This is a genomic window from Deinococcus deserti VCD115, from assembly GCF_000020685.1.
Classification (GTDB): domain Bacteria; phylum Deinococcota; class Deinococci; order Deinococcales; family Deinococcaceae; genus Deinococcus; species Deinococcus deserti.
Genome location: NC_012526.1, coordinates 63,201 through 89,438, shown reverse-complemented (window position 1 = coordinate 89,438; position 26,238 = coordinate 63,201). Strand labels below are relative to the sequence as shown.

Below are 26,238 nucleotides of genomic sequence, written 5' to 3'. Positions count from 1 at the left end.
TCCCAGCCTCTGGCAGCAGTGGGCTGCGGTCAGCTTTACTGACTCAGCTTGCGCATCCAGGTGGTGCCGCCGGGCCGCTCCCCCCGGGCTTTGTAGGCCTGCACCTGCGGCGCGTCCGGGATGTCGCCCATCACGACGGCCAGCGGCACCTGCTGAAAGCCGAACGAGCTCCAGTCGCCGCCCTTGCTGAACATGTAGATGGCGCGGTCGCCACGTGCCTGCGCATACTCCAGGGCACTCATGACCAGACGCCGTCCCAGCCCACCGCCGCGCGTTTCGGGCAGCACTGCCGCTCCACGCAGCAGTGAAACCCCGTCGCCGTGCTCCAGACCGATGCTGCCCACCGGCTGGCCGCCGCGTTCCATCACCCAGTAGGTGGTGCCGTCGGCCAGCGCCGCGTCGGTATCCAGGCCGGCTTCGCGGAACACACGGCAGACGGTGTCCTTGTCGTTGGGGGTGGCGAGACGAATCTGAACATTGGAATCGGTCATGAAAGAGCCCTCCGGATGTGATCACGCCGCACAGGCCCAGAAGCGGGTCTGGCACGGTTGAATGTTGGTTCCCGGCACAATAGCGCACGCGTGCGCAGCCCGTCATGGTCATGTTCCGGTCTCCCCACCCGCCTGGTTCAGCGAACGCTGCCAGACCTGCTCGTCATGAATCCAGCCTCTGTCAAAGCCGCTGCGCACCTGCGAGGCGCCGGGCAACGCCTCGCCCACGGCCTGTACGGTGGACGGCTCGAAGCCGAAGCGCTTCCAGTAGTCCCCGGCCTCGGAGCTGAACAGGTACACGGTGTGATCGCCCCGCAGGCTGGCCTGCGTCAGGGCCGAGAGCACCAGTGCCCGGCCCAGTCCCTGCGAGCGGGCTTCGGGAACCACGGCCGTGGAGCGGATCAGCGATACGCCCTCGCCGTGCTCCAGCCCGATACAGCCGCCCGGGACGCCGTCAAGCTGGGCAATCCAGTAGGTACTGCCCTCCAGGGTGGCGCTGCCGGTGTGAAGCCCGCAGCGGCCCAGCAGGTCGAGAATGACAGGGAAATCGGCCGGCGCGGCCTGCCGCAGGCTGATGTGCATGGAGTTCAGGGAAACAGGGGTCTGGGTCATGGGAATACCTCGGAGGAGGGCAAAGGCCGGGAAAGGGCAAAGGGAAGCGGAGACAGGAACGGTCAGCGTCGTCGCCTCCGCGTGCCGGGACTCCAGACCTGGGCGCTCATCTCAGCCCAGCGCCTCGCGGGCCTGGGCAATGGCCTCGCTGACACGTGCGGGCGCCGTACCGCCGAAACTCTGGCGGGCGCGGACGCTCTGTTCGACCGTCAGGGCCTGCGCCACTTCCGCACCCAGCAGGGGGTGAGCCGCGCGCAGTTCAGAATCGGTCAGGTCCCACAGCTGCCGCCCCGAACGGCTGGCCAGTCCGACGAGCCCGCCGACCACCTCATGGGCCTCGCGGAACGGAACGCCCTGGCGCGCCAGGAAGTCGGCCACGTCGGTCGCGGTGCTGTACCCACGTGCCGCCGCCGCCCGGGTCACTTCCGCGTGCCACACGGTCCGGGGCAGCATCTCGGTATACAGGCGCAGCACGATGCTGAGGGTGTCGTAGGAATCAAAGACTCCTTCCTTGTCCTCCTGCAGGTCCTTGTTGTAGGCCAGCGGAGTGCCCTTGACCACGGTCAGCAGGCCCATCAGGTTGCCGAAGACCCGGCCGGCCTTGGCGCGGGCCAGTTCCGAAACGTCGGGGTTTTTCTTCTGGGGCATGATCGAGCTGCCGGTGGTGTGTGAATCCGGCAGCGTCAGGAAGCCGAACTCGAAGGTGGAGTACACGATCAGCTCTTCGGACAGGCGCGACAGGTGCGCCGAGAGAATGGCGCACGCAGACAGGAATTCCAGTGCAAAGTCCCGGCTGCCGACGCCGTCCAGAGAGTTGGCTGTGGGGCGGGCAAAACCCAGCGCCGTGGCGGTGGCATGGCGGTCGATCGGCCACGGCGTGCCGGCCAGGGCAGAACTGCCCAGCGGCGACTCGTCCATGCGTTCCGCTGCGTCACGGAATCGGCCCTCGTCGCGCTCCAGCATGGCCACGTAAGCCATGAACCAGTGCGCGAGCAGAATCGGCTGCGCCACCTGCAGGTGGGTGTACCCGGGCAGAATGACCTCAGCCGCCAGGTGCTTCTCCGCTTCGGCCAGCATGACCGCGCGCAGGGCCCGGGTTTTGTCTGCGAGGTCCAGCGCCGCTTCCTTGGTGAACAGGCGGAAGTCCACTGCCACCTGATCGTTGCGGCTGCGGGCAGTGTGCAGCTTGCCCGCCACCGGCCCGATGCGGTCGCGCAGGGCGGCTTCCACGTTCATGTGAACGTCCTCGCGGTCCAGGCGCCACTCGAAGGTGCCGGCCCGGATGTCTGCCAGCACGGCGCCGAGGCCGTCACTGATCTGCGTGACTTCCTCGCTGGTCAGGATGCCGACCTGCCCCAGCATGGCCACGTGGGCCAGCGAGCCGCGGATGTCCTGCTCAGCGAGGCGCTGGTCAAAACCCACCGAGGCGTTGAACAGTTCCACCAGGCCGTCGGTGGCTTCGGCAAACCGCCCGCCCCAGAGTTTCTTGTCTTGTGTTGAAGGTGTCATATGTATCTCCAGCAGACTCTCCGCCTGGGAAAGGCGGAATTCGTGTTCCATGTCATGAGGCCCGGGCTGGCGTGCCGAGGTTTTTGACAAACACCACCGGGGCCGGGCTGGCCGGATTGGCGTGGGCGTAGGGTTCCTCGGACCGGGCGTAGCCCAGGCGGATGTAAAAGGGAATCACGTCCTGGTTGAACTGCGAGACGGCCAGCAGCACCCGGGCATACCCGGCGCGGGAAGCGTGACTCTCTACCGCCTGAACGAGCCGGGCCCCCAGACCCTGCCCCCGGACCTCAGGCCGGGTGGCCAGCTTGTTCAGGGTCAGGGTCTGCGTGCCGTCCGGGCGGTAGCCGACGCAACCCACCACCCCGGCATTCTCAAGCTCAGCGATAAAGCCGCCTGAGTCCGCCCCGAACAACGAACGTTCCAGGTCAGTCAGTGTGGTGCGGTTCCAGCTGCTGCGGGGATCCATGCCGGCGGCCATCATCACGGCGTGAAAACCGGGCAGATCAGCCTGCTCGACCGGACGGATGGTGACGGGCCCGCTCATGGCTGCCCCAGCGACAGCCGCAGTTCCGGGTTGCTGGACTCGGCAAAGCCCAGGCGCTCGTAGATGGCGCGGCCCATGGGCGCCGCATGAAGCTTGACGCTGTTCATGCCCTTGGAGCGGATCACCTCTAGCATTTCCCGCATCAATGCTTCAGCCAGCCCGCGGCGCCGGTGCGGCGGAGCCACGTACATGTTCATGACATAGGCCGAGAAAAGAGCCGGGTCCCGCACGCTGGGTATTTTGGGATGAACCATCATGCCCACGCCGCCGACCACCTGCGCCTCATAGACGGCCAGAATTCCGGTGTACTCCCCCTGTGGGAGAGCCGAGCGCAGCCAGCCTGCCCACAGGTCCAGCTGCTCTTCGGCACCCTGGGACGTCAGCTCGTTCATATCGACAAACATCTGGCCACGGTGCGCGGCGATGATGTCGGCGTCGGCTGCCGTGGCGGGCCGCAGCATGTACTTCCCGGGCAGGCTCATACTCCGGTGCGCTCCCGGATCTGTGCCAGATGATGCACCTGATGAGTGACGTACTCCTGGGTCAGGAAGCGCAGGGTGACCGGCTCTCCCCCACCGACGCGCAGGGTGTGGTCCAGGCTGCTGACCGGCAGTGAGGCCATGACCTGAGCGAGGTGCTGCTGGTACCCGGCCCACAGCTCAAGCACATCCGCCCAGGGCCGCCCGCTGTAGGTTCCCGCCTCGACCCAGGCGTTCTGATCGTAGCCGGGCAGGTCGAGCCCCTCCTCCCGGCTGGCCCGGACAAAGCGGGCGTGGTTGTTGACACCACTGTCGATCAGATGCCCCAGGATTTCTTTGGCGCACCAGACGTCTGGAGCAGGCCTGCGCTCAGCCTGTTCCTCGGTTATGGACCGCAGGAACGGCAGCTGCTTTGCGACGACCTCTGCCAGATTCGTCATGTCAGTCCCCGGCCTTGTCCTTCTGTCCGGCTTTGGCCTCCACCCGCGCCTGAACGCGCATGCGCAGCGCATTGAGCTTGATAAAGGCTCCGGCGTCGTGCTGGTTGTAATCCCCACCAGCCTCGAAGCTCACCAGATCCTTGTCGTACAGGCTGCGCTCGGCCTTGCGGCCCGCCACGATGCAGTTGCCCTTGTACAGCTTCAGGCGCGCGGTACCGGTTACGGCCTTGGCCACGTGATCCATGTAGACCTGCAGGGCCTCGCGCTCGGGAGCAAACCAGAAACCGTTGTAGACCAGCTCGGCATACTTGGGGCCCAGGGCGTCACGCTGATGCAGCACCTCGCGGTCCAGGGTCAGGCTTTCTACGGCGCGGCGGGCGTGGTACAGCAAGGTGCCGCCGGGCGTCTCGTAGACCCCACGCGACTTCATGCCCACGAAGCGGTTCTCGACCAGATCCACCCGGCCGACGCCGTGACGGCCACCGATCTCGTTGGCCCGGTCCAGCAGCGCAGCGGGCGACAGCGTTTCACCGTTGATGGCCACGGCGTCACCGTTCAGGAACTCAATTTCCACATACTCGGCTTCGTCGGGCGCCTCCTCAGGAGCCACCGTCAGCTTGAACATGTGTGCGGGCGGCTCGGCCCAGGGGTCTTCCAGAATGCCGCCCTCGTAAGAGATGTGCAGCATGTTGGCGTCGGTGCTCCAGGGGTCTTTCTTGGTGGTGGGAACCGGAATCCCGTGCTCGTGGGCAAAGGCCTCCAGGTCCGCGCGTCCCTGGAACTCCCAGTCACGCCAGGGGGCAACCGTGACGATGTCGGGCTGCAAAGCGTACGCGGTCATCTCGAAGCGCACCTGGTCGTTGCCCTTCCCCGTCGCGCCGTGCGACACGGCCACGGCCCCTTCCTTCTGGGCAATTTCGACCATCTTCTTGGCAATCAGGGGCCGGGCAATCGAGGTGCCCAGCAGGTAGTACCCCTCGTACAGGGCGCTGGAGCGGAACATAGGAAACACGTAGTCCCGCACGAATTCCTCGCGCAGGTCCAGAGCGTAGGCAGCGACGGCTCCGGTATTCAGGGCCTTGACGCGGGCTTCTTCGACCTCGTCGCCCTGACCCAGATCCGCCGTGAAGCAGACCACGTCGTAGTTACGCTCGGTCTGCAGCCACTTGAGGATGATGCTGGTGTCGAGCCCGCCGCTGTATGCCAGTACGATTTTGTCTTTTGCCATATCTGGATTCTCCCGCGTTTGTATGAAGGCAGCGCAACACGCCCGGCGCGACTTGCTCAGCCTGTCCAGATTCCGGAAGGCAGGGCAAATTCAGCGTCGGGGGGTCAGGGTCTGCATTTCTGAATGGTTATGCGTAAATTACGCATAGCTATACACAGCAAGGTAGCAGTCGAAATGCAGGGGGTCAAGGGAATGGAGGCCTGTAGCCCTTCGCAACCAACTCATAAGAAATAAGGGTGGGTCATAGGTTGCCCCTGGTATGCACTCCAGGAGAAGCCACACGAAAAGGTGAACCTGGAAACCCAGATTCACCTTCTGACATTCAGACGTTACTGAATACGGTAGTTCAGACCGATCTTGGCCCCAAAGCCGAAACCAATTCCAGTTCCAGCACTACTGACCACAATAGAGGGACCAACGTTGCCTTCACCAAAGATGCTCAGAGGAGCAGACACCTGATAGCGCAGGCCGAGGTTGCCGTGGGGGTACACCATGACGCCCGTGGTGTTGCCGACAGCAACACCGATCCCAAGTCCGAGGCCGTAGTAGGGGGTCAGGCCGCCCAGAGTGCTGGTGCTGGGGATATCTGCCAGGTAATCCACGCTGCCGCCCACCGTCAGCGTATTGAAATTGAAGCCCGTGGACTCCAGGTTCAGGCTGTAGCGCATCGCGGAGTTGGTGGTCAGGTCCTGCTGATAATGCAGGCTGGCACCTGACCCGACAGATCCACCGACGTAGCCGGCAGCAAGGGCAGGTGAGGCGGCAGTAAGGGCCATCAGGCCAAGAAGTACCTTCTTCATACGCTGAGCATAGCCACGCGAGAAGAGCCGAAACAAAGTGTTTTCTTTACAAAATGCATGATGCTGCTTTGTATTTCTCTCATTTCTAAGCGTATTATGAGAGTTTCGGAAGAGTCCTGTTGGAATCAGCTCTTAGAGTGCATAAGAGCCATAAGTTCCGTAGTACAGGCCCCTTCCGTCCCTGGCACGCAGAGTCAGCACACAGTCACTACAAAGCACAGACCCCTTCTGGAAACTGGAGCTGGGGTGCAGTGCCTGAACCGCCCACTGATCCAATGCAGCCGGGTGGAGCGCGAAGGTACGGAAGTCACGTGTCAGGTGAATCACTGCACTGTAAGTCCAGGCACCGAGCAGACCGGAGGGAACCATGACAGGCACAACCTGAGCAACAGCGCCAGACATCAGATATCCGGTGCCGTTTTCCCATCCCTGGAGCGCTCAGCACCTACCAATTGCATAACCATACAACCACCTGCGACACTTCTCACCCATCCGTGGCATACTCAGCGTCTGGAATGCCTAAGCGTACTGACCTCCAGACCATCCTGATTCTCGGCAGCGGCCCTATCCAGATTGGGCAGGCAGCCGAGTTCGACTATTCCGGCACGCAAGCCCTGAAGGCTCTACGCGGTGAGGGGTACCGAGTGGTGCTGGTGAACAGCAACCCGGCGACCATCATGACCGACCCCGACCTGGCCGACGCGACCTACCTGGAACCGCTGACTCCTGAGTTTGTGGAGAAGATCATCGCGCTTGAGAAGCCCGACGCGATCCTTCCTACCCTGGGCGGCCAGACTGCTCTGAACCTGGCCATGGAACTGCACGAGCGCGGCACCCTGGAGAAATACGGTGTCGAACTGATTGGTGCAGGCGTGGAAGCCATCAAGAAGGGTGAGGACCGCGAGCTCTTCCAGGCCGCCATGAAGAAAATCGGTGTCGAAACCGCGCGCGGCAAGATGGTTCACTCCATGGAAGAAGCTGTGGAATACCAGAAGGAGATCGGCCTGCCCATCGTGATCCGGCCGTCCTTCACGCTGGGTGGCACTGGTGGCGGCATCGCGCACACCTATGAGGAGTTCCTGGCTATCACTGAGGGTGGCCTGCGCGACAGTCCGGTGACCAGCGTGCTGCTCGAGGAAAGCATCCTGGGCTGGAAGGAGTACGAGCTGGAAGTGATGCGCGACACCGCGGATACGGTGATCATCATCACCAGCATCGAAAACTTCGACCCCATGGGCGTGCACACCGGAGACAGCATCACGGTCGCGCCTGCGCAGACGCTGAGTGACGTGGAATACCAGCGCCTGCGCAACCAGTCGCTGGCGATCATCCGTGAGATTGGCGTGGCCACTGGCGGCAGCAACATCCAGTTCGCGGTGAATCCTGACAACGGTCGCGTGATCGTCATCGAGATGAACCCGCGCGTGAGCCGCAGCAGCGCTCTGGCCAGCAAGGCCACCGGCTTTCCGATTGCCAAGATCGCCGCGCTGCTGGCGGTGGGTTACCACCTGGACGAGCTGCCCAACGACATCACCCGCGTCACGCCGGCGTCCTTCGAGCCCAGCATCGATTACGTGGTGACCAAGATCCCACGCTTTGCCTTCGAGAAATTCCCCGGGACATCCGACCACCTGGGCACCCAGATGCGCAGTGTGGGCGAAGTGATGGCCATTGGCCGCACCTTCAAGGAATCGCTGCAAAAAGCGCTGCGCTCCACGGAAAGTGATATCCGGGGCGTGTATGCCGAGATGGACGAGGCCGGGCTGCGCGCCCTGCTTTACCCCAATCCCCGCCGGATTGAAGCAGTCATCGAGCTGCTGCGCCGCGGCGAGAGCATAGACGCCCTGTTCGATGCCACGAAGATTGACCGCTGGTTCCTGGAGCAGATCAAGGAGATCATCGACGCTGAGCATGAGCTGCTGGAGCTCGGCCCCATCAGCGAGTGGAAATACGAATACTGGCGCGAGGTCAAACGCCTGGGCTTCAGTGACGCCCGCATCGGGGAGATTGTCGGCCTCAGCGAACTGCAGGTGCGTCAGCTGCGGAAGGCCGCCAGGGCCACGCCGGTCTACAAGACGGTCGATACCTGCGCCGCCGAGTTCGAGGCCTATACCCCTTACCACTACTCCACCTACGAGTGGGAGGACGAGGTCACCGGCACCGACAAGCCCAAAGTGGTCATCCTGGGTTCAGGGCCCAACCGCATCGGCCAGGGCGTGGAATTTGACTACGCCACCGTACACGCCGTCTGGGCACTGCAGGAAGCCGGATACGAGACCATCATGGTCAACTCGAATCCTGAGACGGTCAGCACCGACTACGACACCGCCGACCGCCTGTACTTCGAGCCGCTGACCTTTGAAGACGTCATGAACATCGTCGACCACGAAAAGCCTGTAGGCGTGATCGTGCAGCTCGGCGGACAGACACCTCTGAAACTGGCCAAAAAGCTGGCTGACGCAGGCGCACCGATCATCGGAACCAGTCCCGAAACGATCCACGAAGCCGAGGACCGCGCCAGCTTCAACGCCCTGTGCGAGCGGCTTGGCCTCTCACAGCCCAGGGGTAAGGTCGCCGAGACGCCGGAGCAGGCCCGCCAGCTGGCCGCTGAGCTGGGCTTTCCCCTGATGGCCCGGCCCAGCTACGTGCTGGGCGGACGGGCCATGCGCACGGTGCGCAGCATGGAAGAGCTGGTCACCTATCTGGACGAGGTCTACGCCGCCGTGGAAGGCCAGCCCAGCATTCTGCTCGACCAGTTCCTGGAAGGCGCGCTGGAGCTGGACGTGGATACCCTGTGCGACGGAGAACGCGCCGTGGTGGCCGGCATCATGGAACACGTGGAGGCTGCCGGGGTCCACAGCGGCGACAGCGCCTGTGTGCTTCCCCCGGTCAACCTGAGTGCCGAGCTTCTCGCACGTGTGAAGGCCGATACCGAACGCCTGGCGCTGGAACTGGGCGTGCGTGGCCTGATGAACGTGCAGTGGGCAGTCAAGGACGGCACGGCATACATCCTGGAGGCCAACCCGCGCGCCAGCCGCACGGTGCCGTTCGTGTCCAAGGCCGTGAACCATCCCCTGGCCAAGAGCGCAGCGCGAATCGCCGTGGGGCATACCCTGGAACAGATCGGCCTGACCGAAACCCCCGAGGCGGCCATGTATAGCGTGAAGGAAGTGCACCTGCCCTTCCTGAAGTTCAAAGGGGTCAGCCCGATTCTTGGCCCGGAGATGAAGAGCACCGGCGAAAGCATGGGGATCGACGCCGACCCCTACCTGGCCTTTTACCGGGCGCAACTGGGAGCCAAGAGCTATCTGCCACTCAGCGGGACCGCGCTGCTGCTGGGTGACGGTCTGGACGAGGTGGCCAGCACGCTCCAGGGCGCAGGTCTGAACGTGATCCGGGAACAGGACGGCAACACCCTGCCGGACCTGCTGATCGACGTGACCGGCTCTCCGCTGCTCCGCACCGCTCTGGAACGGGGTGTGCCCATCGTCAGTACGCGCGAAGCAGCTGTGTGGACCAGCAAGGCCATTGCCGCCGCCCAGGGATCGGAGTTGCGCGTCCGGAGCCTGCAGGACTGGCAGACGCAGGAAGCTGTAGCTGGCTGAGGCCCCCACCAGCTGAAGTACTCAAAAGCAGGAGAAACGCGAGATGGAACGCGTTTCTCCTGCTTTCCTCCTTGTTTCAGATGACCGCGGTGTATCTGGATAAGGTCAACGAAGTCCTGTGGATTTCATTGAATCAGTTCCTTCATAACTGATTTACCCAACAGGAAGAAAACCGTGACGGAGAGGAGTGAAGGCGCCAAAGCGGAGCGGAGGAGTCGTAACGGATCATTCAGCAGTCCGTCTCAGCTGCCAGAAGGAGGGGCGGATCACCCCTGGCAATCCGCCCTTGCCCCTGCGCCCTTTAGCTACCCGGGGTGGTCGCCCCCGGAACACTGATGCGGGAAATCAGGACCACCGTATGTCCCATGCTTTCATAGACACGGAGTTGGACACGTTCACCGTTGCGCTCGAAAGTCTGAACCGGTCCACCGTTGCCGACCTCAGGCCGGGTCATTGTTGTCCCGGTAGCGGAGGTTCCAGCATTGCCTGTCGTGCCAGCAGTTCCGGTCGTATCCGCCGCTCCCGTGGTACCAGTTCCAGCCGCTCCGGTTGTACTGCCCGTGGCTCCGGTGGTTCCTGTGGCGGCTGTACCTGCTGCGCCCGTCGTTCCGGTGGCTGTGGTGCCAGTCGTTCCAGTGGCTGTAGCTCCTGCTGTCCCTGTCGCTCCGCTGCCGGCTGTCCCAGTGCCTCCGGCCGTTCCACCCCCAGCTGTTCCGGTGGTCCCGGTGGCCGCGTCCGTGGTTCCGGTCGTTTCAGTCGTCTCCGTGGTATCGCCGGTTCCCTCCGCGTTGCCGGCTTCCGTTTCAGCAGGTGCTGAGCGGTCTACGGCTGTGAATCCTCCTGTGACCAGTGCCTGGGTATACCGCTGCAGAGCGTCGGCGACAGAACCCCGGTAGACCACACCGACACCGGTAAAGGTCCTGACGCTTCGGACTGGCGTGGCGCCTTCCAGGTATGGAAGTGTCAGTTCTCCGGAGCGCAGTGTAAGCGTGGTCTGTGCAGGCAGGGCAGATGTGCTTGTCTGCCCTGTCTGGGCTCCCGCCATTCCGAGGCTGAGGAGCAGTGTGGTTGTCAGCAGTGCGCGGCGTACCAGAGTCGTCATAAGTTGACCTCCCAAGGATAAATGCCTTTCACTGAATTGAGCGGTCCAGTAGCTCCCGCCCTTTCAGGGTCAGCGTAGGTGTCTTCTATGTGAAGATTTGGCTACTCCGCCCAGCATGTCTTGGTCACAGACTCACATCACTGCATGTCATGCCCCGGCTCTTTTTTGAGCAGCAGTAATGCAGCTGCAGAGAGAATGACCGCTCCTGACACAGAAATGCGGAGCGGGCCACGGCGGTCGGACCTCGCCTGAAGCCGTCCGGGAGAGTCGGCTTCGTTTTCAGCCGCATGAAGACGGACTTGACGGCCCCCACACCTCCCCCATGTGTCCGGCGCTTACGCTCGGCGCATGACCGATAAAGGCAATGAAGCCGAGCAGATGCAGGAAGCCTACGCCGAGCGCCAGGAGCAGGAACAGGCAACCGGTAAAACCAGCGCTGGCGGCGCAGGCAGTACGGGCACACCCGGCAACCAGCACACAGGAACTGAAACCACGGAAGAAAATGACAACGGTCCTCGTTCCGGCCCCACAGAAAATTAGGAACACCCAACCCCTGCTGACGATCCTCTTTCGAAAACAACATGAAGTTGCTTTTCATAGAGGCGTGACATCCTGATCGTATGAGGACCGTACTGAGAGGGCTGGTGCTTGCTGCTGCTCTGACCGGAGCAGCGGAAGCGGCAACGTCTATAACGACGACGACAGTCAATCTGCGCCGCCTTCCGGCCATGAGCGGTGCGGTCATCGGTGTCGTGCCGGCCAATACCCTTCTGACGGTTGCGTGCCGTGGTGAGTGGTGCCGGACGACTTACCAGGGACGAGGCGGCTACATTGCCCGCACGCTGCTGCGCCCAGTGACACGCAGTGCCCCGCTGAGTGGCGAAGGTGTGCGTTTCTATGCCTCATGTGCTGCGGCGCGTGCAGCAGGAGTGGCCCCTTTACGGCTTGGGCATCCGGGGTACCGCAGCGCTCTGGATACCAACCGCAACGGTCTGGCCTGCGACAGCAGCGAACGCTGAGACCCACCTGTTCAGGACAGGAGGCGCCTATTGTGGCCTGCCTCCTGCTTTGTTTTGTAAAGCATGGCAGAGTAGGGGCATGACGACTCATGCCTCTCCAGCTTCCCTGTTTGCTCCCACAGCTCCGGCTCAGCTGCGGGTGGACATCTGGTCGGATATCGCCTGTCCGTGGTGCCATATCGGCAAGCGGCGTCTGGAAGCTGCCCTGGAGCGCTTTCCTCAGCGGGACGCTGTGCAGGTGGTCTGGCACAGCTTCGAGCTTGATCCCTCTGCGCCCGTGGAGCAGCCGCTGAGTATGCCCGAGCATCTGGCGCGCAAGTATGGCCGCAGCATCGAAGACGCCCAGGGCATGATGGACAACATGACCCGCGTGGCCGCCACCGACGGCCTGGAATACCATTTTGAGCGCACCCGCATGACCAACACCTTCCTGGCCCACCAGCTGATTCATCTGGCCAGTGAGCATGGGCTTCAGGACCAGATGAAAGAACGCCTGCTGCTGGCCTACCTGACCCAGGGCGAGCATATCGGCGAGATCGAGACCCTGGTGCGCCTGGGCCAGGAGGTCGGACTGGACGCCGCTGAAGTGCGCACCGCTCTGGAAGCCGGCACCTATGCTCAGGCTGTGCGTCAGGATGAAGCACAGGCCCACGCTCTGGGCATCAACGGCGTGCCGTTCTTTGTGCTGGGCGGCAAATATGGCGTCAGCGGCGCGCAGGACGCGAGTGTGCTGCTGGGTGCGCTGAATCAGGTGTGGCAGGAGACGAACCCCGCACCTCTGACCCTGCTGGGTGAAGCTGGTGACGGTTGCGAGGACGGCAATTGCGCCGTGCCTGACCGCTCCTGACAGGTAGAGAACTTACTGACGCTCCCTGAGGATCACCTCAGGGAGCGTGCACCTGTACCTGCGCAGCCACGGCCAGCGCCAGGGTCAGGGTATGGCCTCTGACCTCAGCTGTCAGTGTGCCCAGAGCGACGTCTACACTCAGAACTTCCAGGACGGCGCCGGGAGTCAGGTCCACAGCCACCAGAGCACGCAGTTGATCGGCGTCGCCGTCCGGCACACGGGCCACCACCGCGCGGTCGCCGACTGCCAGCTGTGAGAGCCGGCGCTCGGCCCGCTCGGGCAGTTCACCGCCCAGAGTAGGAATCGGATCACCGTGCGGATCATGGGTGGGATCGCCCAGCCACGCGGCAATCCGGGCCTCGAGCTTTTCGCTCAGTGCGTGCTCCAGACGCTCGGCTTCATCGTGAACCTCGTCAAGCGGTACCCCCAGCGCCCGGTGCAGAAACAGTTCCAGCAGCCGGTGATGGCGCAGCACCTCCAGGGCAACCCTCTCACCTTCAGCAGTCAGGCGGGCCCCCTGGTACGGTGCATGGGAGACGAGGCCCTGCTCGGTCAGCTTGCGCAGCATGCCGGTGACGCTGGCGGGCGCAACCTCCAGCACGTCGGCCAGGGCCTGGGTGCTGACCTTACCGCCCTGAAGGTGGCTGCCTTGCCCGAGGACATACAGGTGCTTGAGGTAATCCTCGGCAGAGGGGGACAGGGCGCGCGCCGTCATGCCCTCAGTCTAATGGGAGACAGAGATGGAACTTTTAAAGGGTGTGTCACCTCTAAGGTATGAGGTGACCTTGAGTGATGCCCTTTTTCCCCTGGCCCGGACCAGCCTGGCCGACGCCGATCTGGTCCGCCTTGCCGTGCGTGATGAACGCGCCTTTGAGGAACTGGTGAGGCGGCACGCCGCGTCGGTTCACCGGCTGGCGGCCAGCACGGTGGGACCGGGTGCCGCCGACGATGTGGTTCAGGAGGTGTTTATCTCGGTTCACCAGAATCTGAAGGGCTTCCGTGGCGAGGCCAGTTTCAGTACCTGGCTGCACCGCATCACCCTGAACGCCTGTGCCCGGGCCCTGCGCACCCGGGCCACCCTGGCCCTGGACGACGGCCCTGAGCTGGCCGCGCCGCACGATCCGGTCCGCGCCAGCGAGCAGGCGCAGCTGCGCGCACGTCTGGCCGCCGGCCTGCAGAGCCTGAGCGCCGAGCAGCGTGAAGCTCTCACCCTGCGCGAGATAGCCGGTCTGGACTACGCCGAGATTGCCGCCGTGACCGGTACCGAACTGGGCACCGTCAAGAGCCGTATCAACCGGGGCCGCGCTGCCCTGCGTGCGTGGCTGACCCGCGCCGGCATCACGCCATGAAAGGAGCAGATCCACGGATGAGCCTCTCCCCTGATTCCGAACTCGACCGCCTGTTTGCCCAGGCCCGCGCCCTGAGCGCACAGGACAGCGGCGCGGCCGAGCGTTTCCTGACCGGCCACCGCGCCCGTCAGACTCAGGCCCGGCGCCGGCACACCGGCTGGTTTTCAGCCCTGCTGGCCTTGGCAGCAGCGGTCGTGACTGGCGTGAGCGTGCTGAGGCCAGCGGCCCCCGAACTGCCCAGCAGCGCCGCGTACGCGGCCTACCAGGATGCGCTGGGAGAAGACTGGTGAGGCGCGTGTCATGGCTGGTCAGCGCTGCCCTGATCCTGACAGGCAGCCCGGCGGCGGCAACCAGCATGGACAATCTGCTTCTGGCGCTGAAGCGCGCCCGTGCCCTGGCAGCACGCGGACATGTGGAAGTCACCGTGAACTTCCCGCCGCAGGCCAGTCCGGCGCGGCGTGCGGCGCAGTTGCCAGCCGTGCCGTTCCGCCCCGCACTGATAGCACGGAACTTCACGGTCAGCCGCGCGGTGCCGGAGAGCGTGGCGGACCGCGCCGTCACGCGCTACGACCTGACCCCACATAACGCCACGGCAGGGCACTGGACCCTATGGGTCGACAGTGCCTGGAATGTGCCCCTGGCCTTCGAGGAACGGCTGGCTGACGGCACCCTGGCGCGGCGGGCGTCCTTTACGAAGGTCAATCCTACCCCGGCAAAAGTCACCCGCCCGGTACCGGCCCTGCCTGCCGGTCTGCGCGGTGCACTGATGCGGGCCCTGCCGGGGCTGCGTCTGCCTCCGGGATTCGTGCCAGTGGACGTTCAGCGTCAGGACCTGCGCTGGACCGTAACGCTTTCGGACGGCCTGAACGTGCTGGCCCTGGTGGCTGCGCCGCGCGGCGTGCAGGTGGCTCCGGGCGTCGCCTCCCGGAAGGTCGGCGTCCAGTGGCTGTGGCTGGTGGGTACCCTGCCGCAAAGTGCGCTGCACGAAGCGCTCTCGAGGGTACAGCAGGTGAATCCGGAGACCCTGGGAACTTTTGTGACTCCCGCTGACTCCAATCCGTAGACCCGTCTCAATTGACCTTCATTTCCCCTTGCAGGAGTCCGCATGTCCCTTACTCCCTACACCCGCCCCCTCAGCGCCGAGGACGCCGCGCACTTTCTGCGGCGCACGGCGTTCGGCGCGACCGACGCGCAGATCCGCGCCCTGGCCGGCAAGGACGCCCGCGCGGTCGCCCGCCATCACCTGAACTTCGGTCAGGACCGTGCCTCCGGCAATCCCTTTGACCCTGCACAGGCCGCCACACCCTTCGCCGGGGTTCAACTCACGCGGGCAGCCTGGCTGTACGAACTGCTGTACGGTCCTCACCCCCTTCGCGAGTTGCTGACGCTGACCTGGAGCAACCATTTTGTGGTCGGCACCGACAAGGTACGCAACGTGCCGGTGCTTGCGGAGTACCTGGCCCTGCTGCGCCGCCACGCGGCCACCACCGATTTCGCCCGGTTCACCCTGGAAGTGGCGCAGTCCCCTGCGATGCTGCGTTACCTCGACGCGGACCAGAACCGCAAGGGCAGGCCGAACGAGAACTTCAGCCGCGAACTGCTGGAACTATTCACCACCGGCATCGGCCCTTATACCGAGAAGGACGTACAGGAAGGCGCCCGCGCCCTGACCGGCTGGACCTTCAGGGGCGGGCGCGGCAATCAGAAGTTTCTGGAGGCCTCGGAATATTTCTTCATTTCCAGAGAGCACGACGGAGGCCGCAAGACGTACCTGGGTCAGAGCGGGAACCTGAGGGGCGAGGACGTCGTCCGGATCGCCGCGACTCATCCCGCGACCGCCGCTTTTGTCGCCCGCAAGCTGCACCGTGCCTTTATCGCCGACGAGCCGGACCCGGCGGCCGTGGCGGCCAGCGCCGAGACCTTCCGAAGAACGCACGGCAACGTCCGCGCCGTGCTGGAGGAGCTGCTTGCCAGTGACCACTTCTATACTCAGCGCGCGAGCATCATCCGTGGTCCGGTCGCCTTCATCGTCGGCGCGCTGCGGACGCTGGGACAGCCACCCCTGGAACCCAAACAGCTTCTGAATCTGGCGCAGACCGCCGGCAAGATGGGCCAGTTTCTGCTGCAGCCCGACACGGTCAAGGGCTGGGACGGAGGACGGGAATGGATCAACGACACCGCCCTGCTGACCCGCATGCAGGTGGCGGCCAGCCTGACGCTGAGCGGCAATGCCCCGAAGCTGGAAACGGCGCCCACACCGCTGGCGCTGCTGGGCCGCGAAACGCCGCTGCCCGGCACCGAACGCCTGAATGACCGCCAGCGCACCTACCTGACCCTGATCAGTCCGGAATTTCAGCTCGCCTGAGCGCGGAGGAACGCAGCCATGACGACACGACGTGACTTTCTGAAGTACTCCGCGCTGGCTGTGGCCGCCACCAGCGGCATGCCCGGCTTTCTGGCACGCGCCGCGGCCCAGGCGCAGGGCAACGGCACCAAAACCCTGGTGGTGATTCAGCTTACCGGCGGCAACGACGGCCTGAATACCCTGATTCCCTACAGCAACGGCGCCTACTACGCCGCGCGCCCGACGATCGCCATTCCGAAAAAGGACGTCCTGACTCTTACGCCCGACCTGGGCATGCACCCGGCCCTGAAACCTCTCATGCCGCTGTGGGACGCCGGGCAGTTCGCCTGGATGGAAAACGTGGGGTACCCCAACCCCAACCGCAGCCACTTTGCCAGCATGGCCATCTGGCACACCGCCGATCCCACGCAGGCTCAGGGAGACGGCTGGATTGGCCGCTTGGCCGAGAAGATCGGAGATCCCTTCTGCGCCAGCAACGTAGGCGGCACCACCCCGCAGGCCTTGCGGGCCAGCGAGTTCAGCCTGCCCAGCATCGAAACCGTGGACGGCTTTCAGGTCAAGCTGCCGCAGGGCCTGGAGGGTGCCTTCGAGAGCATGCTGAATACGCCACGCCGTGGTGAAGCCGAGTATCTGTCGCGCGCCACCCGCCAGATGATGGCCAACACTGCCCGCGTGCAGCAGAATGTCCAGAAATACAAGGCCGGTGCCACATACCCCGAGGGCCGGTTTGCAAGTCAGCTGCGTGACGCAGCTCGCCTGATCGCCGCTGGTGTGGGCCAACGCGTGCTGTATGTCTCCCTGGGCGGCTTCGACACTCACGCCGGTCAGCGCGCGGATCAGGACGAGCTGCTGGGAATTCTGGCCGGCGGATTAAGCGCCTTCCAGGCCGACCTGGAACGGCAGGGCCTGGCCGATGGGGTCATCGTGATGGGCTTTTCCGAGTTCGGGCGCCGGGTTGCGGAAAACGACAGTGCCGGGACCGACCACGGCAAAGGCAGCGTGATGTTCGCCCTGGGCAAGAGTGTGCGCGGCGGCATTCACGGCGACAGTCCGGACCTGGAAAACCTCAGCGACGGCGATATCCGCTACAAGCAGGACTTCCGTGGGGTCTACGAAGGGGCCCTGACCCGCTGGCTGGATCTGGACGCCCGCGCCATCCTGGGCGGAAACTTTCCAGGACCGCAGTGGCTGGCGTGAAGGTGGACCACGTGAGACTCCTGGGCACAGCGCTGACTGTCCTGACCCTTCTGAGCGTTCCCGCCGCCCTGGCCCTGCCCACCTACCGCAAGCAGGCTGCCCAGCAGTTCCGGTATGACCGCGACAACCCGCTGTGGGCTCTGGACCGCCGGGTCGTGCCCTGCACCTACTGTCACGTCAAGGCCACAGGCGGTGCACCCTGGAATCCGTTCGGTGAAGCCATCCGGGCTTCTTTCCGGGCCGACGCACAGGCCGGGAAACACACGAAGTTCCCGGTGGTGCTGCATACCCTGCTGGCTTCAGAGGGAGATGCGGACGGCGACGGCTACAGCGACGTCCTGGAAGTGTTTGCGCGCACGCTGCCTGGAGAAAGGGAAAGCCACCCCAGGACCGCTGAGAAGGAACTGCGCGCCGCCTATGAAAAGGCTGGAGGCATCGCCCAGTACGCAACTGAAACAAAAAAATAGCCTGTCACAGCTGGCGTTCCCAGGTGACCCACATGCGCTCGACCTGATAACCAAGCCGGGTATTGACCCGCAGCATGGGCAGGTTCAGAACCGTTCCACCGGTTCCAGCGGTGTGAAAACCCTGCTCCAGGGCCCACTGCAGGGCGAGGGCCTTGACCAGGGTGGCCAGACCGCGTGCCCGGTGGGACGGATGGGTCGCCGTCATCTCACTGTCCACCTCCCGTCCACGAGGTGTCAGGCGGGTCAGCGCCACGATTTCGCCGCGCAGACGCACCACAAAAGCCTGCTCCTCCCGGCGGATAAGATCACGCAGCTCCCTTGTGGACAATGTCTGCGCCTGAGTGGTCGGATTGCGCGGGGCGTCCGCCACCCCCTGGGCGTACAGGGCCGCCAGCGTGTCCCAGTCACTGTCTGGAGCCTCAGGGTCAAGCTCCTCGGCCTCATAGCCCTGCAGAAAGAGGCGTTCTTCCAGGGGCCGGAACTTCTCGAAATCAAAGCTGCTCAGCTGAAGGTGTGCGCCCCACGACTGCCAAACATTGCGGAAACCTGCCGCCCCAAACAGTTCCATCTGCTCGCTGAAATCCTCACGCGTCACGCCCAGCAGGCGCGAAAATCCAGCTGGCTGCTCGGCCAGCAGCCTGAGGTACAGCGGGGTCAGGGCCGCCCGGTCTCCGGCCACGTCCAGCCGCAGGGCGTCCGGGGTATCCGGCCCGAAGGGATACAGATGGGCTGTGGCGACGATCTGGTCTCCCCTGACAGCCACCAGCCGCCTGCGTGCCGGGTGCCGGGACTCCCGGAACTGCGCTTCGGTATAGGTCCAGTGTCCCCGCACGCCTTCGGTGACCAGCCGGGCCACTACGCCCGCGTCAGCATCCTGGAAGGGTCGTAGCGTCAATGGGCCGGGTACCGAGTGGTCGTGAACAACAGGCATAACGTCATGCTGCGGCAGCACTCCACAAAGCGCGACTTCTGACTCTAGGCACAATGGCTTACAAGTGTATATACGCTCATTCAGATCCACTTGCTATCGTTCCCAACGGCACCACCTTCTATTCAACCCAGCTTATACTCACAATTCATTCACGTAACCTATTGACGGGATTATGCGGGGGGCGTATTCTGTTCTCACCGGAATGGAAGCGCCATCGGTGTGCTTGTTCCCCAGCCCGGAGGGACTCGTTGCAGCCCCAACTTCAGACCAGACCGCGCCCCTACCCCTGTGGTGGGGGCGTTTGCTTCGGAGGGTGCCCGCAGCGTTGCGTAGAGTGCCTTCCCGCCAGTCGGGGGCTGCCCGGTAGACTGCTGCTTATGTCAACTGAGCAGCTGAGCATCAACACCATCCGCACGCTGTCTATCGATGCCGTACAGGCCGCCAACAGTGGCCACCCTGGCGCGCCGCTGGGCATGGCCCCGATGGCCTACGTGGTGTGGCAGGAGTTCCTGCGCTTCAACCCGAAGCAGTCCCAGTGGGCCGGGCGCGACCGCTTCGTGCTGTCGGCGGGACATGCCAGCATGCTCATCTACAGTCTTTTGCACCTGACCGGCTACGACATGCCGATGGAGGACCTGAAGAACTTCCGCCAGTGGGGCAGCAAGACCCCCGGCCATCCGGAGTTCTTCCACACCCCAGGTCTGGACGCCACCACCGGGCCGCTGGGCCAGGGCGCGGCCATGACCGTTGGCCTGGCTATGGCCGAAGCGCACCTTGCCGAGCGCTACAACCGTCCTGAATTTCCCATTTTCGACAACCACGTGTACTCCATCCTGGGTGATGGCGACCTCCAGGAAGGCATCAACCACGAAGCCGCTGCACTGGCCGGGCATCTGCGCCTGGGGAAACTGATCTGGCTGCATGACGACAACCAGATTCAGCTGGATACCCCCACCGAAAAGGCTGAGTCCGAGGACACCGCTGCCCGCTTCCGGTCCTACGGCTGGGAAGTGCTGCGCGTCGAGGACGGCAACGACCTGGACCAGATTCGTCAGGCGATTACAGCAGCCAAGGCCAACACTGCGCAGCCCAGCCTGATTCAGGTGCGCACAGTGATCGGATTCGGCAGCCCGCGCGCCGGCACCAGCAAGGCCCACGGCGAGCCGCTGGGCGAGGAGGGCGTGGCGCAGACCAAGCAGGCCCTCGGCTGGGATTACCCTGCCTTCACCGTGCCGGATGAGGTGCGCGCCCACATGGACGCCACCGAGCGCGGCGCGAAGTACGAAGCCGAGTGGAACGCGCTGCTGGAGGGCTACCGCGCTGCCTACCCCGACCTGGGCCGTGAAGTGGACGCCATGCTCAACCGTGAGCTGCCAGCCAACCTCGCCGACGTGCTGCCCAGTTACGAGGTCGGCGGCAAGGCGGTCGCCACCCGCAACGCCAGCGGCGAGGTCATCAACGCGCTGGCCAAGGTCGTGCCGGGGCTGATGGGCGGCAGCGCCGACCTGTCAGGAAGCACCAAGACCACCATCAAGGACGGCGGCGAGATGCAAGCCGGCCAGATGGGCGGACGCAACGTGCTGTTCGGCGTGCGCGAGTTCGGCATGGCTGCCGCCGGCAACGGCCTGAGCCTGTACGGCGCCATCCGGCCGCTGGTGGGCACCTTCCTGGTGTTCGCGGACTACCTCAAGCCTGCTTTCCGTCTGAGCGCCATTCAGATGCAGCCGGTGACGTACGTGCTGACTCACGACTCCATCGGCCTGGGCGAGGACGGCCCCACCCACCAGCCGATTGAACAGTTGGCCATGCTGCGCAGCGTGCCTGGCGCGCACGTGATCCGCCCGGCCGACGCCAACGAAACGGCCGCCGCGTGGCAGATGGCCCTGGAGTACGACAAGGGCCCCACCGCCATCGCCCTGTCACGCCAGGACCTGCCGATTCTGCCCCGAAACCACGCTGGCGTGAAAAAAGGCGCCTACGTGCTGCGTGATCCCGAAGGCGCAGCCGCGCAGGTCATTCTGATCGCCTCGGGCAGTGAAGTCAGCCTGGCGCTCGACGCTGCCGAGGCATTGGCCGCTGAAGGTATCGGCGCCCGCGTGGTCAGCATGCCATGCATGGAAGTCTTCCGCGCGCAGGATGCCAGCTACCGCGACAGCGTGCTGACTCCTGGCGTCAAGCGCGTGGCCATCGAGGCCGCCAGCAAGTCGCCCTGGTACGAATGGACCCAGGGCGGCCCGGTCATCGGCATGGACACCTTCGGGGCCTCCGCGCCGGCCAAGGTGCTGTTCGAGAAGTTCGGTTTCAGCGTGCCGAATGTGGTGAAGGTCGTCAAGAGCGTGCTGTAACCACTGCCCTCTCCAGGCGCCCGCCTCCCGGATCAGGAGGCGGGCGCTTGCTGTCATGCCCGGTCTGCTGAAGTTCTGAACACTGAGGACACCACCCTTCTACAAGCAGCGCGCCCGCTAACGTCCGAGGCAGGCGAGTCAGCGTCTTTCCAGAAGATAAAGCACAGCCAGAAGGCTAAAAAACGTGCTTGGCACATCCAGAAGCCCCACAACCGAAAACCAATCTCCCGCATCAAAAATGCCTGGTTTCCGAATCAATCGTCAGCCAGACAGGCTACCCCTGGCCCAAATATGAAACCGTTTTCAGAAACTGAAAACGGCATCCAGAGGGCTTCAGACATCCCCGCACTTTGCAAAACAATACCGCCGCCCAAATTTGCTGCCTGCAACGCATAAATTCCCCTTTTCTGCGAGCCAAAAGCCAGCTCTCGCTCGCAGCATCTGACCGCTACATCCAGCCCTGTCAACTTCTTCTTGACAGCGCTTTCAAAAGTGACTACACTCGCCTTACTTCAAAATCATGTATGGACATCGCAGGCTGATGCTGCGAAAGGATAGGTTCATGGCGACCATTACCCTGGAAGATGTTGCGCAGGCAGCCGGAGTGTCTGTCAGCACCGCATCACGTGTATTCAGCGGAACAACGAAGGTTCGTGCCGACAAGCACGCGGCCGTGATGAAGGCCGCCGATGCCCTGGGCTACCGGCCCAACGCGATTGCCCGCAGCCTGGCCAGCGGACGCTCAATGTTGATCGGAGTGCTGACCCAGGACACTTCCAGCCCCTTTTACGGTGAAGTCCTGCGCGGGATCGAGCAGGGCCTGGAAGGCAGCGGGTACTCCGCAATTTTTGCCAGCGGACACTGGCGGGTCGAGGAAGAGGCCAGCGCGCTGCACGGGTTGATGGGCCGGCCCCTTGACGGCCTGATCGTGCTGGGCGGCCACACCCCCGATGAGCGGCTCAGTACGCTGGCTGCCCAGCTGCCACTGATTGCAGTGGGGCGCGGCGTACAGGGTCTGGAGACACAGTGCCTGCGCATCGACAACTTTCAGGGCAGCTACGACTGCGCCCGGCACCTGCTGGAACTGGGCCACCGACGTATCGCCTACATTGCCGGTCCGGCCAGCCACCGCGACGCCCGTGACCGTCTGGAAGGCTTCCGGCGTGCCCTGGCCGACTGGAAGGTCGACGAGGATCCCAACCTGCTGGTCGAGGGAGATTTTCTGGAGCCCTCGGGCCTGATGGCCGTTGAAGCGCTGTTCTCACGAGGAGCCCTGTTCAGCGCCCTGATGGTTGCCAACGACCAGATGGCTTATGGCGCCCGGCTGGGCCTGTACCGCCGGGGCATCCGCGTGCCCGAGGACATCTCGCTGATCGGTTTCGACGACCTGTCGAGCTCCGCTTTTACCACCCCTCCCCTGACCACCATGCGCCAGCCCACCTACGAGATGGGCGTGGCCGCTGCCGAAGCCATCCTGGCCGCCCTGGGCGGTACTCCTCTGACCCCCCCCGAGTTCCGGGTGCAGCTGATCGTCCGCGAGTCCACTGCCCCGACCCACCGTGACCGGCAGCGTCTGCCGCCCCCTGATCCTCAGTACCCGGGAGAGCGCTTATGACCTGATCCCTCCCTCTGACCACCATCCAGTCCTGCCCCCGAATTCTCTTCTGACTAGGAGCGAAGATGAAAAAGCTGATTGCCGTGACCGCCCTGCTCGCCCTGACCACCCTCGCCAGCGCCCAGACCAAGACGACCATCACAGTCGGGGTCTTCCCGGACCTGGATAGCGTGGTGAAGGCCGCCCTGCCCGGTTTCTACAAGCTGTATCCCAATGTAACGGTCAAGATCAATTCCAAAGCCTACCCCGATCACCACACGGCCCTGGCTACGGCGCTGTCGACTGGCAAGGGTGCCAATGACGTGGAAGCAGTGGATTTCGGCTACGTGGCCAAGTTCGCTGAGGGCAGCGGTCTGGTGGATATCAGCAAGGCGCCGTACAACGCGGGTGCGCTGCGCAGTCAGTTCGTGGCCTACACCTTCCCGCAGGCCATGACCCAGGACGGCCGCATGGTCGGCATGCCCACCGACATCGGCCCAGGCTCGATGTTCTACCGCACTGACATGCTGAAAAAAGCTGGCGTGACACCGGCCGAACTGAACCGCAGCTGGGAGTCGTATATCACCGCCGGACGCAAGATCAAGGCGGCCAACCCCGGCGCCTTCCTGCTGCCCGACGCCTCGCAGGCCGCGCAGATTATCCTTCGTTCGGGCCTCAAGAGCGGCGAAGGACTGTTTTTCGACAAGAGCAACAAACTGCTGGTCAGCCCGACCAACCCACGCTTCGTGCGCGCCTTCACGGTCGCCAAGCAGATCCGTGACGCCGGACTGGACGCCAAGGCAGGCGCCGCCTTCTCGCCGGAATGGACCACTGCCTTCCAGAAGGGAAACCTGGCCACCGAGTTCAGTGGGGCCTGGCTGGTCGGCCACATGCAGAACTGGCTGGCCAAGGACTATAGCGGCAAATGGGCGGCGGCCAACCTGCCGGGCGGATCGTTTGCCAGCTACGGCGGTTCCTTCTACGCCATTCCGGCGCAGAGTCAGAACAAGGCCGAGGCCTGGGCGCTCATCCAGTACCTGACGACCAACCGCGACCAGCAGATCCTGGCCTTCCGCACCACCGGCGCCTTCCCCGCGCTGAAGGCGGCGCAGAATGCTCCGCTGTTCAACGAGGGCGTGCCGTATCTGGCAGGTCAGAAGGCCCGGCTGCAGTGGCGCGACGCCGCGACGAAAATCAAGCCGATCGACGTCAACAGGCAGGACCCGGTGGCCGAACAGATCGTCAATGACGCCATCAGCAACATGCTGACCAGCAACCAGAGCGTGCAAGACGCCCTGACGCAGGCCCAGCGCCTGATCGAGCGCCGCGTCCGCTGACCGTTTCCACGTCCGGGGGCAAGGTGAGATCCGGCCTTGCCCCCGCACTGATCTGAAGCGAGGAGTCCTGTGCAAGCGCCCCTGACCCATAGACCTACCCTTTCTCTGGCTGCCCGCTGGAACAACTTTCAGCGGCGGTATGCTCCGTACCTGTTTATCAGCCCCTTTTTCATTCTGTTTGCCGCCTTCGGGCTGTTTCCGATCCTGTTTTCGCTGTACCTGTCGTTCCAGGACTGGCAGCCCACCACGGGCCTGGGCAGCATGAAATTTGTCGGGTGGCGCAACTATACCGATAACCTGACCGACCCGACCTTCTGGCAATCACTGAAAAACACCCTGATCCTGGCTGTGGAGTCCGGCATACCTCAGCATCTGATCGCCATTCCACTGGCCATTGCGATCCATACGTCGCTGCGGCGTATCCAGAACCTGGTTACGGCCGTCTACTTCCTGCCGTACATCACGTCCATCGTGGCCATCTCGGTCATCTTCTTTACGCTGTTCAGCTGGCAGTACGGGGCGATCAACGCAGCGCTCAATGCCCTTCACACCGTGCCCGTTATCGGCCCGCTGTTTCCAGCTGAGAAGGTCAACTGGCTGGGAGACCCCGGGGCCGTCCAGCCCGCCATAGCCACCGTGATCATCTGGCGCTACACCGGCTGGAACACACTGCTGTATCTGGCAGGTCTGCAGGCCATTCCCCGCGAGCTGTACGAGGCCGCACAGATAGACGGCGCCAACCGCTGGCAGCAGTTCCGCTTCATCACGCTGCCCCTGCTGCGCCCCACCATGTTCATGGCCGTGACGCTGAGCCTGATCGGCGGCTTCCAGCTGTTCGAGGAGCCGTTCATCCTGACCAACGGCTCGGGTGGGCCTGGGCAGACCGGCCTGACCACCGTGATGTACATGTACCGCACCTACACCGCGTATTCCGACGCTGGTCTGGCGGCCGCAATGGTCTGGCTGCTGTTCCTGGTGATCGGCGTGCTGACCCTGCTCAACAACCGCATCTTCGGACGCAGCGGGCTGGCCGGGAGAGACTGAGATGACCGTATCCACTATGGCGGCGCCGCAGCCGCGCACGAAGAAAGCCACCGTGGTGCCGCTGTCACGGTGGGCCGCTTACCTGCTGCTTTTCTTCGGGGGTCTGTTGACCCTGGCACCGTTCTTCTTCATGTTCGTATTCGCCACGCACGACCGCAGCGATATTTTTCAGCTGCCACCGCCGCTGTGGTTTGGCGACAATCTGCAGGAGAACTACCGCAACCTGCTGGAACGCACGCCGTTCTGGCGCAACCTGTGGAACAGCCTGTATCTGGCCGTGATGACCACGGCCACCACCCTGTTTTTCTGTACGATGGGCGGCTTTGGATTCGCGATGTACGAGTTCAGGGGGCGCGAGCCGTTGTTCGGGTTGTTGATTGCCACCATGCTGATCCCAGGCACTTTGAACCTGGTGCCGTTCGCGCTGATCATGCAGGCCCTGGGGTGGATCGACACACCGCGCGCGCTGTGGGTGCCCGGCATGGCCAGCGCCTTCGGGATCTTCCTGATGCGTCAGTACATCGGCACTGCCATCCCGCGTGAACTGATCGAGGCCGCCCGTATCGACGGCGCGACCGAGTTCGGCATTTTCCGCCGCGTGGTGCTGCCGCTGACCAAACCGGCCATGGCCACACTGGGGCTGGTGACCTTCGTGCAGTCCTGGAACAGCTTCCTGCTGCCGCTGATCATCTTCCGCAGCGACCAGACCTCCACCGCACCGTTGGCCCTGCGCAGCCTGCAGGGGATCGCCAACACCGACTGGGGCGCACTGATGTGCGGGGTGGCCCTGACGGTTATTCCGCTGCTCATTCTGTTTGTCATCGCTTCCCGCCAGCTGATCGCGGGGCTGACCAGCGGCGCGCTCAAGGGCTGACACGAAGCTGCCCCTTACCTCTGTTGCTTTTCCCAGCAGAGCACGGGCACGGGGCGATC

At 63.9% G+C, this 26,238-nt stretch carries 26 protein-coding genes; 15 read left to right on the top strand and 11 right to left on the bottom strand.

Annotated features, from left to right (window positions below):
• Window positions 1-35 precede the first annotated feature (35 nt).
• The 8 genes from DEIDE_RS00430 to DEIDE_RS00395 all read right to left on the bottom strand — a co-directional run bounded on the left by DEIDE_RS00430 (window position 36) and on the right by DEIDE_RS00395 (window position 6,103).
• Window positions 36-491 (bottom strand): GNAT family N-acetyltransferase, encoded by a 456-nt coding sequence (locus tag DEIDE_RS00430; RefSeq protein WP_012692001.1) that lies wholly within the window; start codon window positions 489-491, stop codon window positions 36-38.
• Window positions 492-599: 108 nt separating this feature from the next.
• The gene (locus DEIDE_RS00425) at window positions 600-1,103 is read right to left on the bottom strand and encodes a GNAT family N-acetyltransferase (protein WP_012692000.1); all 504 of its coding nucleotides are present in this window, start codon (window positions 1,101-1,103) and stop codon (window positions 600-602) included.
• A 111-nt stretch (window positions 1,104-1,214) separates the two neighbouring features.
• Window positions 1,215-2,612, bottom strand: coding sequence for an argininosuccinate lyase (gene argH / locus DEIDE_RS00420; protein WP_012691999.1), 1,398 nt, complete (start codon window positions 2,610-2,612; stop codon window positions 1,215-1,217).
• A 52-nt stretch (window positions 2,613-2,664) separates the two neighbouring features.
• Window positions 2,665-3,156: a GNAT family N-acetyltransferase gene (locus DEIDE_RS00415; protein ID WP_012691998.1), complete on the bottom strand. Its 492-nt coding sequence runs from the start codon at window positions 3,154-3,156 to the stop codon at window positions 2,665-2,667.
• Window positions 3,153-3,638, bottom strand: coding sequence for a GNAT family N-acetyltransferase (locus DEIDE_RS00410; protein WP_012691997.1), 486 nt, complete (start codon window positions 3,636-3,638; stop codon window positions 3,153-3,155). The genes DEIDE_RS00415 and DEIDE_RS00410 overlap by 4 nt, the downstream gene beginning before the upstream one ends.
• On the bottom strand, window positions 3,635-4,075 hold the full coding sequence (locus DEIDE_RS00405) for a DinB family protein (RefSeq protein ID WP_012691996.1): 441 nt from the start codon (window positions 4,073-4,075) through the stop codon (window positions 3,635-3,637). Before DEIDE_RS00405 ends, DEIDE_RS00410 begins: the two co-directional genes overlap by 4 nt.
• Window position 4,076: 1 nt before the next feature.
• Complete coding sequence (locus DEIDE_RS00400) at window positions 4,077-5,303, bottom strand: argininosuccinate synthase (RefSeq protein WP_012691995.1); 1,227 nt, start codon at window positions 5,301-5,303, stop codon at window positions 4,077-4,079.
• 329 nt (window positions 5,304-5,632) lie between these two features.
• Window positions 5,633-6,103: a hypothetical protein gene (locus DEIDE_RS00395; RefSeq protein ID WP_012691994.1), complete on the bottom strand. Its 471-nt coding sequence runs from the start codon at window positions 6,101-6,103 to the stop codon at window positions 5,633-5,635.
• A 515-nt stretch (window positions 6,104-6,618) separates the two neighbouring features.
• Between DEIDE_RS00395 and carB the strand changes: the two genes are divergently transcribed.
• Window positions 6,619-9,708 (top strand): carbamoyl-phosphate synthase large subunit, encoded by a 3,090-nt coding sequence (gene carB / locus DEIDE_RS00385; RefSeq protein WP_012691993.1) that lies wholly within the window; start codon window positions 6,619-6,621, stop codon window positions 9,706-9,708.
• Window positions 9,709-10,009: 301 nt separating this feature from the next.
• Here carB and DEIDE_RS17850 read toward each other — a convergent pair whose 3' ends face one another.
• The gene (locus DEIDE_RS17850; protein WP_049760421.1) at window positions 10,010-10,810 is read right to left on the bottom strand and encodes a hypothetical protein; all 801 of its coding nucleotides are present in this window, start codon (window positions 10,808-10,810) and stop codon (window positions 10,010-10,012) included.
• A gap of 348 nt (window positions 10,811-11,158) precedes the next feature.
• Here DEIDE_RS17850 and DEIDE_RS00375 point away from each other — a divergent pair, with 348 nt between their 5' ends.
• From DEIDE_RS00375 to DEIDE_RS00365, 3 genes are all read left to right on the top strand, one after another.
• Window positions 11,159-11,350: a hypothetical protein gene (locus tag DEIDE_RS00375; RefSeq protein ID WP_041226957.1), complete on the top strand. Its 192-nt coding sequence runs from the start codon at window positions 11,159-11,161 to the stop codon at window positions 11,348-11,350.
• An 80-nt stretch (window positions 11,351-11,430) separates the two neighbouring features.
• Window positions 11,431-11,829 carry an SH3 domain-containing protein gene (locus tag DEIDE_RS00370; protein ID WP_012691990.1) on the top strand — a complete coding sequence of 133 codons (399 nt, stop codon included), beginning with the start codon at window positions 11,431-11,433 and terminating at the stop codon, window positions 11,827-11,829.
• A 79-nt stretch (window positions 11,830-11,908) separates the two neighbouring features.
• Window positions 11,909-12,676: a DsbA family oxidoreductase gene (locus tag DEIDE_RS00365; protein ID WP_049760420.1), complete on the top strand. Its 768-nt coding sequence runs from the start codon at window positions 11,909-11,911 to the stop codon at window positions 12,674-12,676.
• 37 nt (window positions 12,677-12,713) lie between these two features.
• Here DEIDE_RS00365 and DEIDE_RS00360 read toward each other — a convergent pair whose 3' ends face one another.
• Entirely contained in the window at window positions 12,714-13,391 is a 678-nt protein-coding gene (locus DEIDE_RS00360) for a metal-dependent transcriptional regulator (protein WP_012691988.1), read from the bottom strand.
• 64 nt (window positions 13,392-13,455) lie between these two features.
• Between DEIDE_RS00360 and DEIDE_RS00355 the strand changes: the two genes are divergently transcribed.
• The 6 genes from DEIDE_RS00355 to DEIDE_RS00330 are packed head-to-tail and all read left to right on the top strand — an operon-like array spanning window position 13,456 to window position 18,054.
• Window positions 13,456-14,025, top strand: coding sequence for an RNA polymerase sigma factor (locus tag DEIDE_RS00355; protein WP_415543367.1), 570 nt, complete (start codon window positions 13,456-13,458; stop codon window positions 14,023-14,025).
• A 17-nt stretch (window positions 14,026-14,042) separates the two neighbouring features.
• A complete protein-coding gene (locus DEIDE_RS00350) occupies window positions 14,043-14,315 on the top strand; it encodes a hypothetical protein (RefSeq protein ID WP_012691986.1) in 273 nt (90 codons plus the stop codon).
• Complete coding sequence (locus DEIDE_RS00345; protein ID WP_012691985.1) at window positions 14,312-15,088, top strand: hypothetical protein; 777 nt, start codon at window positions 14,312-14,314, stop codon at window positions 15,086-15,088. The genes DEIDE_RS00350 and DEIDE_RS00345 overlap by 4 nt, the downstream gene beginning before the upstream one ends.
• A gap of 42 nt (window positions 15,089-15,130) precedes the next feature.
• The gene (locus DEIDE_RS00340) at window positions 15,131-16,390 is read left to right on the top strand and encodes a DUF1800 domain-containing protein (protein ID WP_012691984.1); all 1,260 of its coding nucleotides are present in this window, start codon (window positions 15,131-15,133) and stop codon (window positions 16,388-16,390) included.
• 18 nt (window positions 16,391-16,408) lie between these two features.
• Window positions 16,409-17,587, top strand: coding sequence for a DUF1501 domain-containing protein (locus DEIDE_RS00335; RefSeq protein ID WP_012691983.1), 1,179 nt, complete (start codon window positions 16,409-16,411; stop codon window positions 17,585-17,587).
• Between the two features lie 11 nt (window positions 17,588-17,598).
• A complete protein-coding gene (locus tag DEIDE_RS00330; protein ID WP_162485357.1) occupies window positions 17,599-18,054 on the top strand; it encodes a hypothetical protein in 456 nt (151 codons plus the stop codon).
• A 4-nt stretch (window positions 18,055-18,058) separates the two neighbouring features.
• On the opposite strand, the gene DEIDE_RS00325 is transcribed toward DEIDE_RS00330, so the two are convergent.
• On the bottom strand, window positions 18,059-18,985 hold the full coding sequence (locus DEIDE_RS00325) for a GNAT family N-acetyltransferase (RefSeq protein WP_012691981.1): 927 nt from the start codon (window positions 18,983-18,985) through the stop codon (window positions 18,059-18,061).
• A 377-nt stretch (window positions 18,986-19,362) separates the two neighbouring features.
• Here DEIDE_RS00325 and tkt point away from each other — a divergent pair, with 377 nt between their 5' ends.
• The 5 genes from tkt (at window position 19,363) to DEIDE_RS00300 (ending at window position 26,179) form a co-directional block, all read left to right on the top strand.
• Entirely contained in the window at window positions 19,363-21,330 is a 1,968-nt protein-coding gene (gene tkt / locus DEIDE_RS00320) for a transketolase (RefSeq protein WP_012691980.1), read from the top strand.
• Between the two features lie 562 nt (window positions 21,331-21,892).
• Window positions 21,893-22,945 (top strand): LacI family DNA-binding transcriptional regulator, encoded by a 1,053-nt coding sequence (locus DEIDE_RS00315; protein WP_012691979.1) that lies wholly within the window; start codon window positions 21,893-21,895, stop codon window positions 22,943-22,945.
• Window positions 22,946-23,010: 65 nt separating this feature from the next.
• A complete protein-coding gene (locus DEIDE_RS00310) occupies window positions 23,011-24,261 on the top strand; it encodes an ABC transporter substrate-binding protein (RefSeq protein ID WP_012691978.1) in 1,251 nt (416 codons plus the stop codon).
• Between the two features lie 69 nt (window positions 24,262-24,330).
• On the top strand, window positions 24,331-25,305 hold the full coding sequence (locus DEIDE_RS00305; protein ID WP_012691977.1) for a carbohydrate ABC transporter permease: 975 nt from the start codon (window positions 24,331-24,333) through the stop codon (window positions 25,303-25,305).
• Window position 25,306: 1 nt separating this feature from the next.
• A complete protein-coding gene (locus DEIDE_RS00300) occupies window positions 25,307-26,179 on the top strand; it encodes a carbohydrate ABC transporter permease (RefSeq protein ID WP_041226956.1) in 873 nt (290 codons plus the stop codon).
• The last annotated feature ends 59 nt before the right edge of the window (window positions 26,180-26,238 follow it).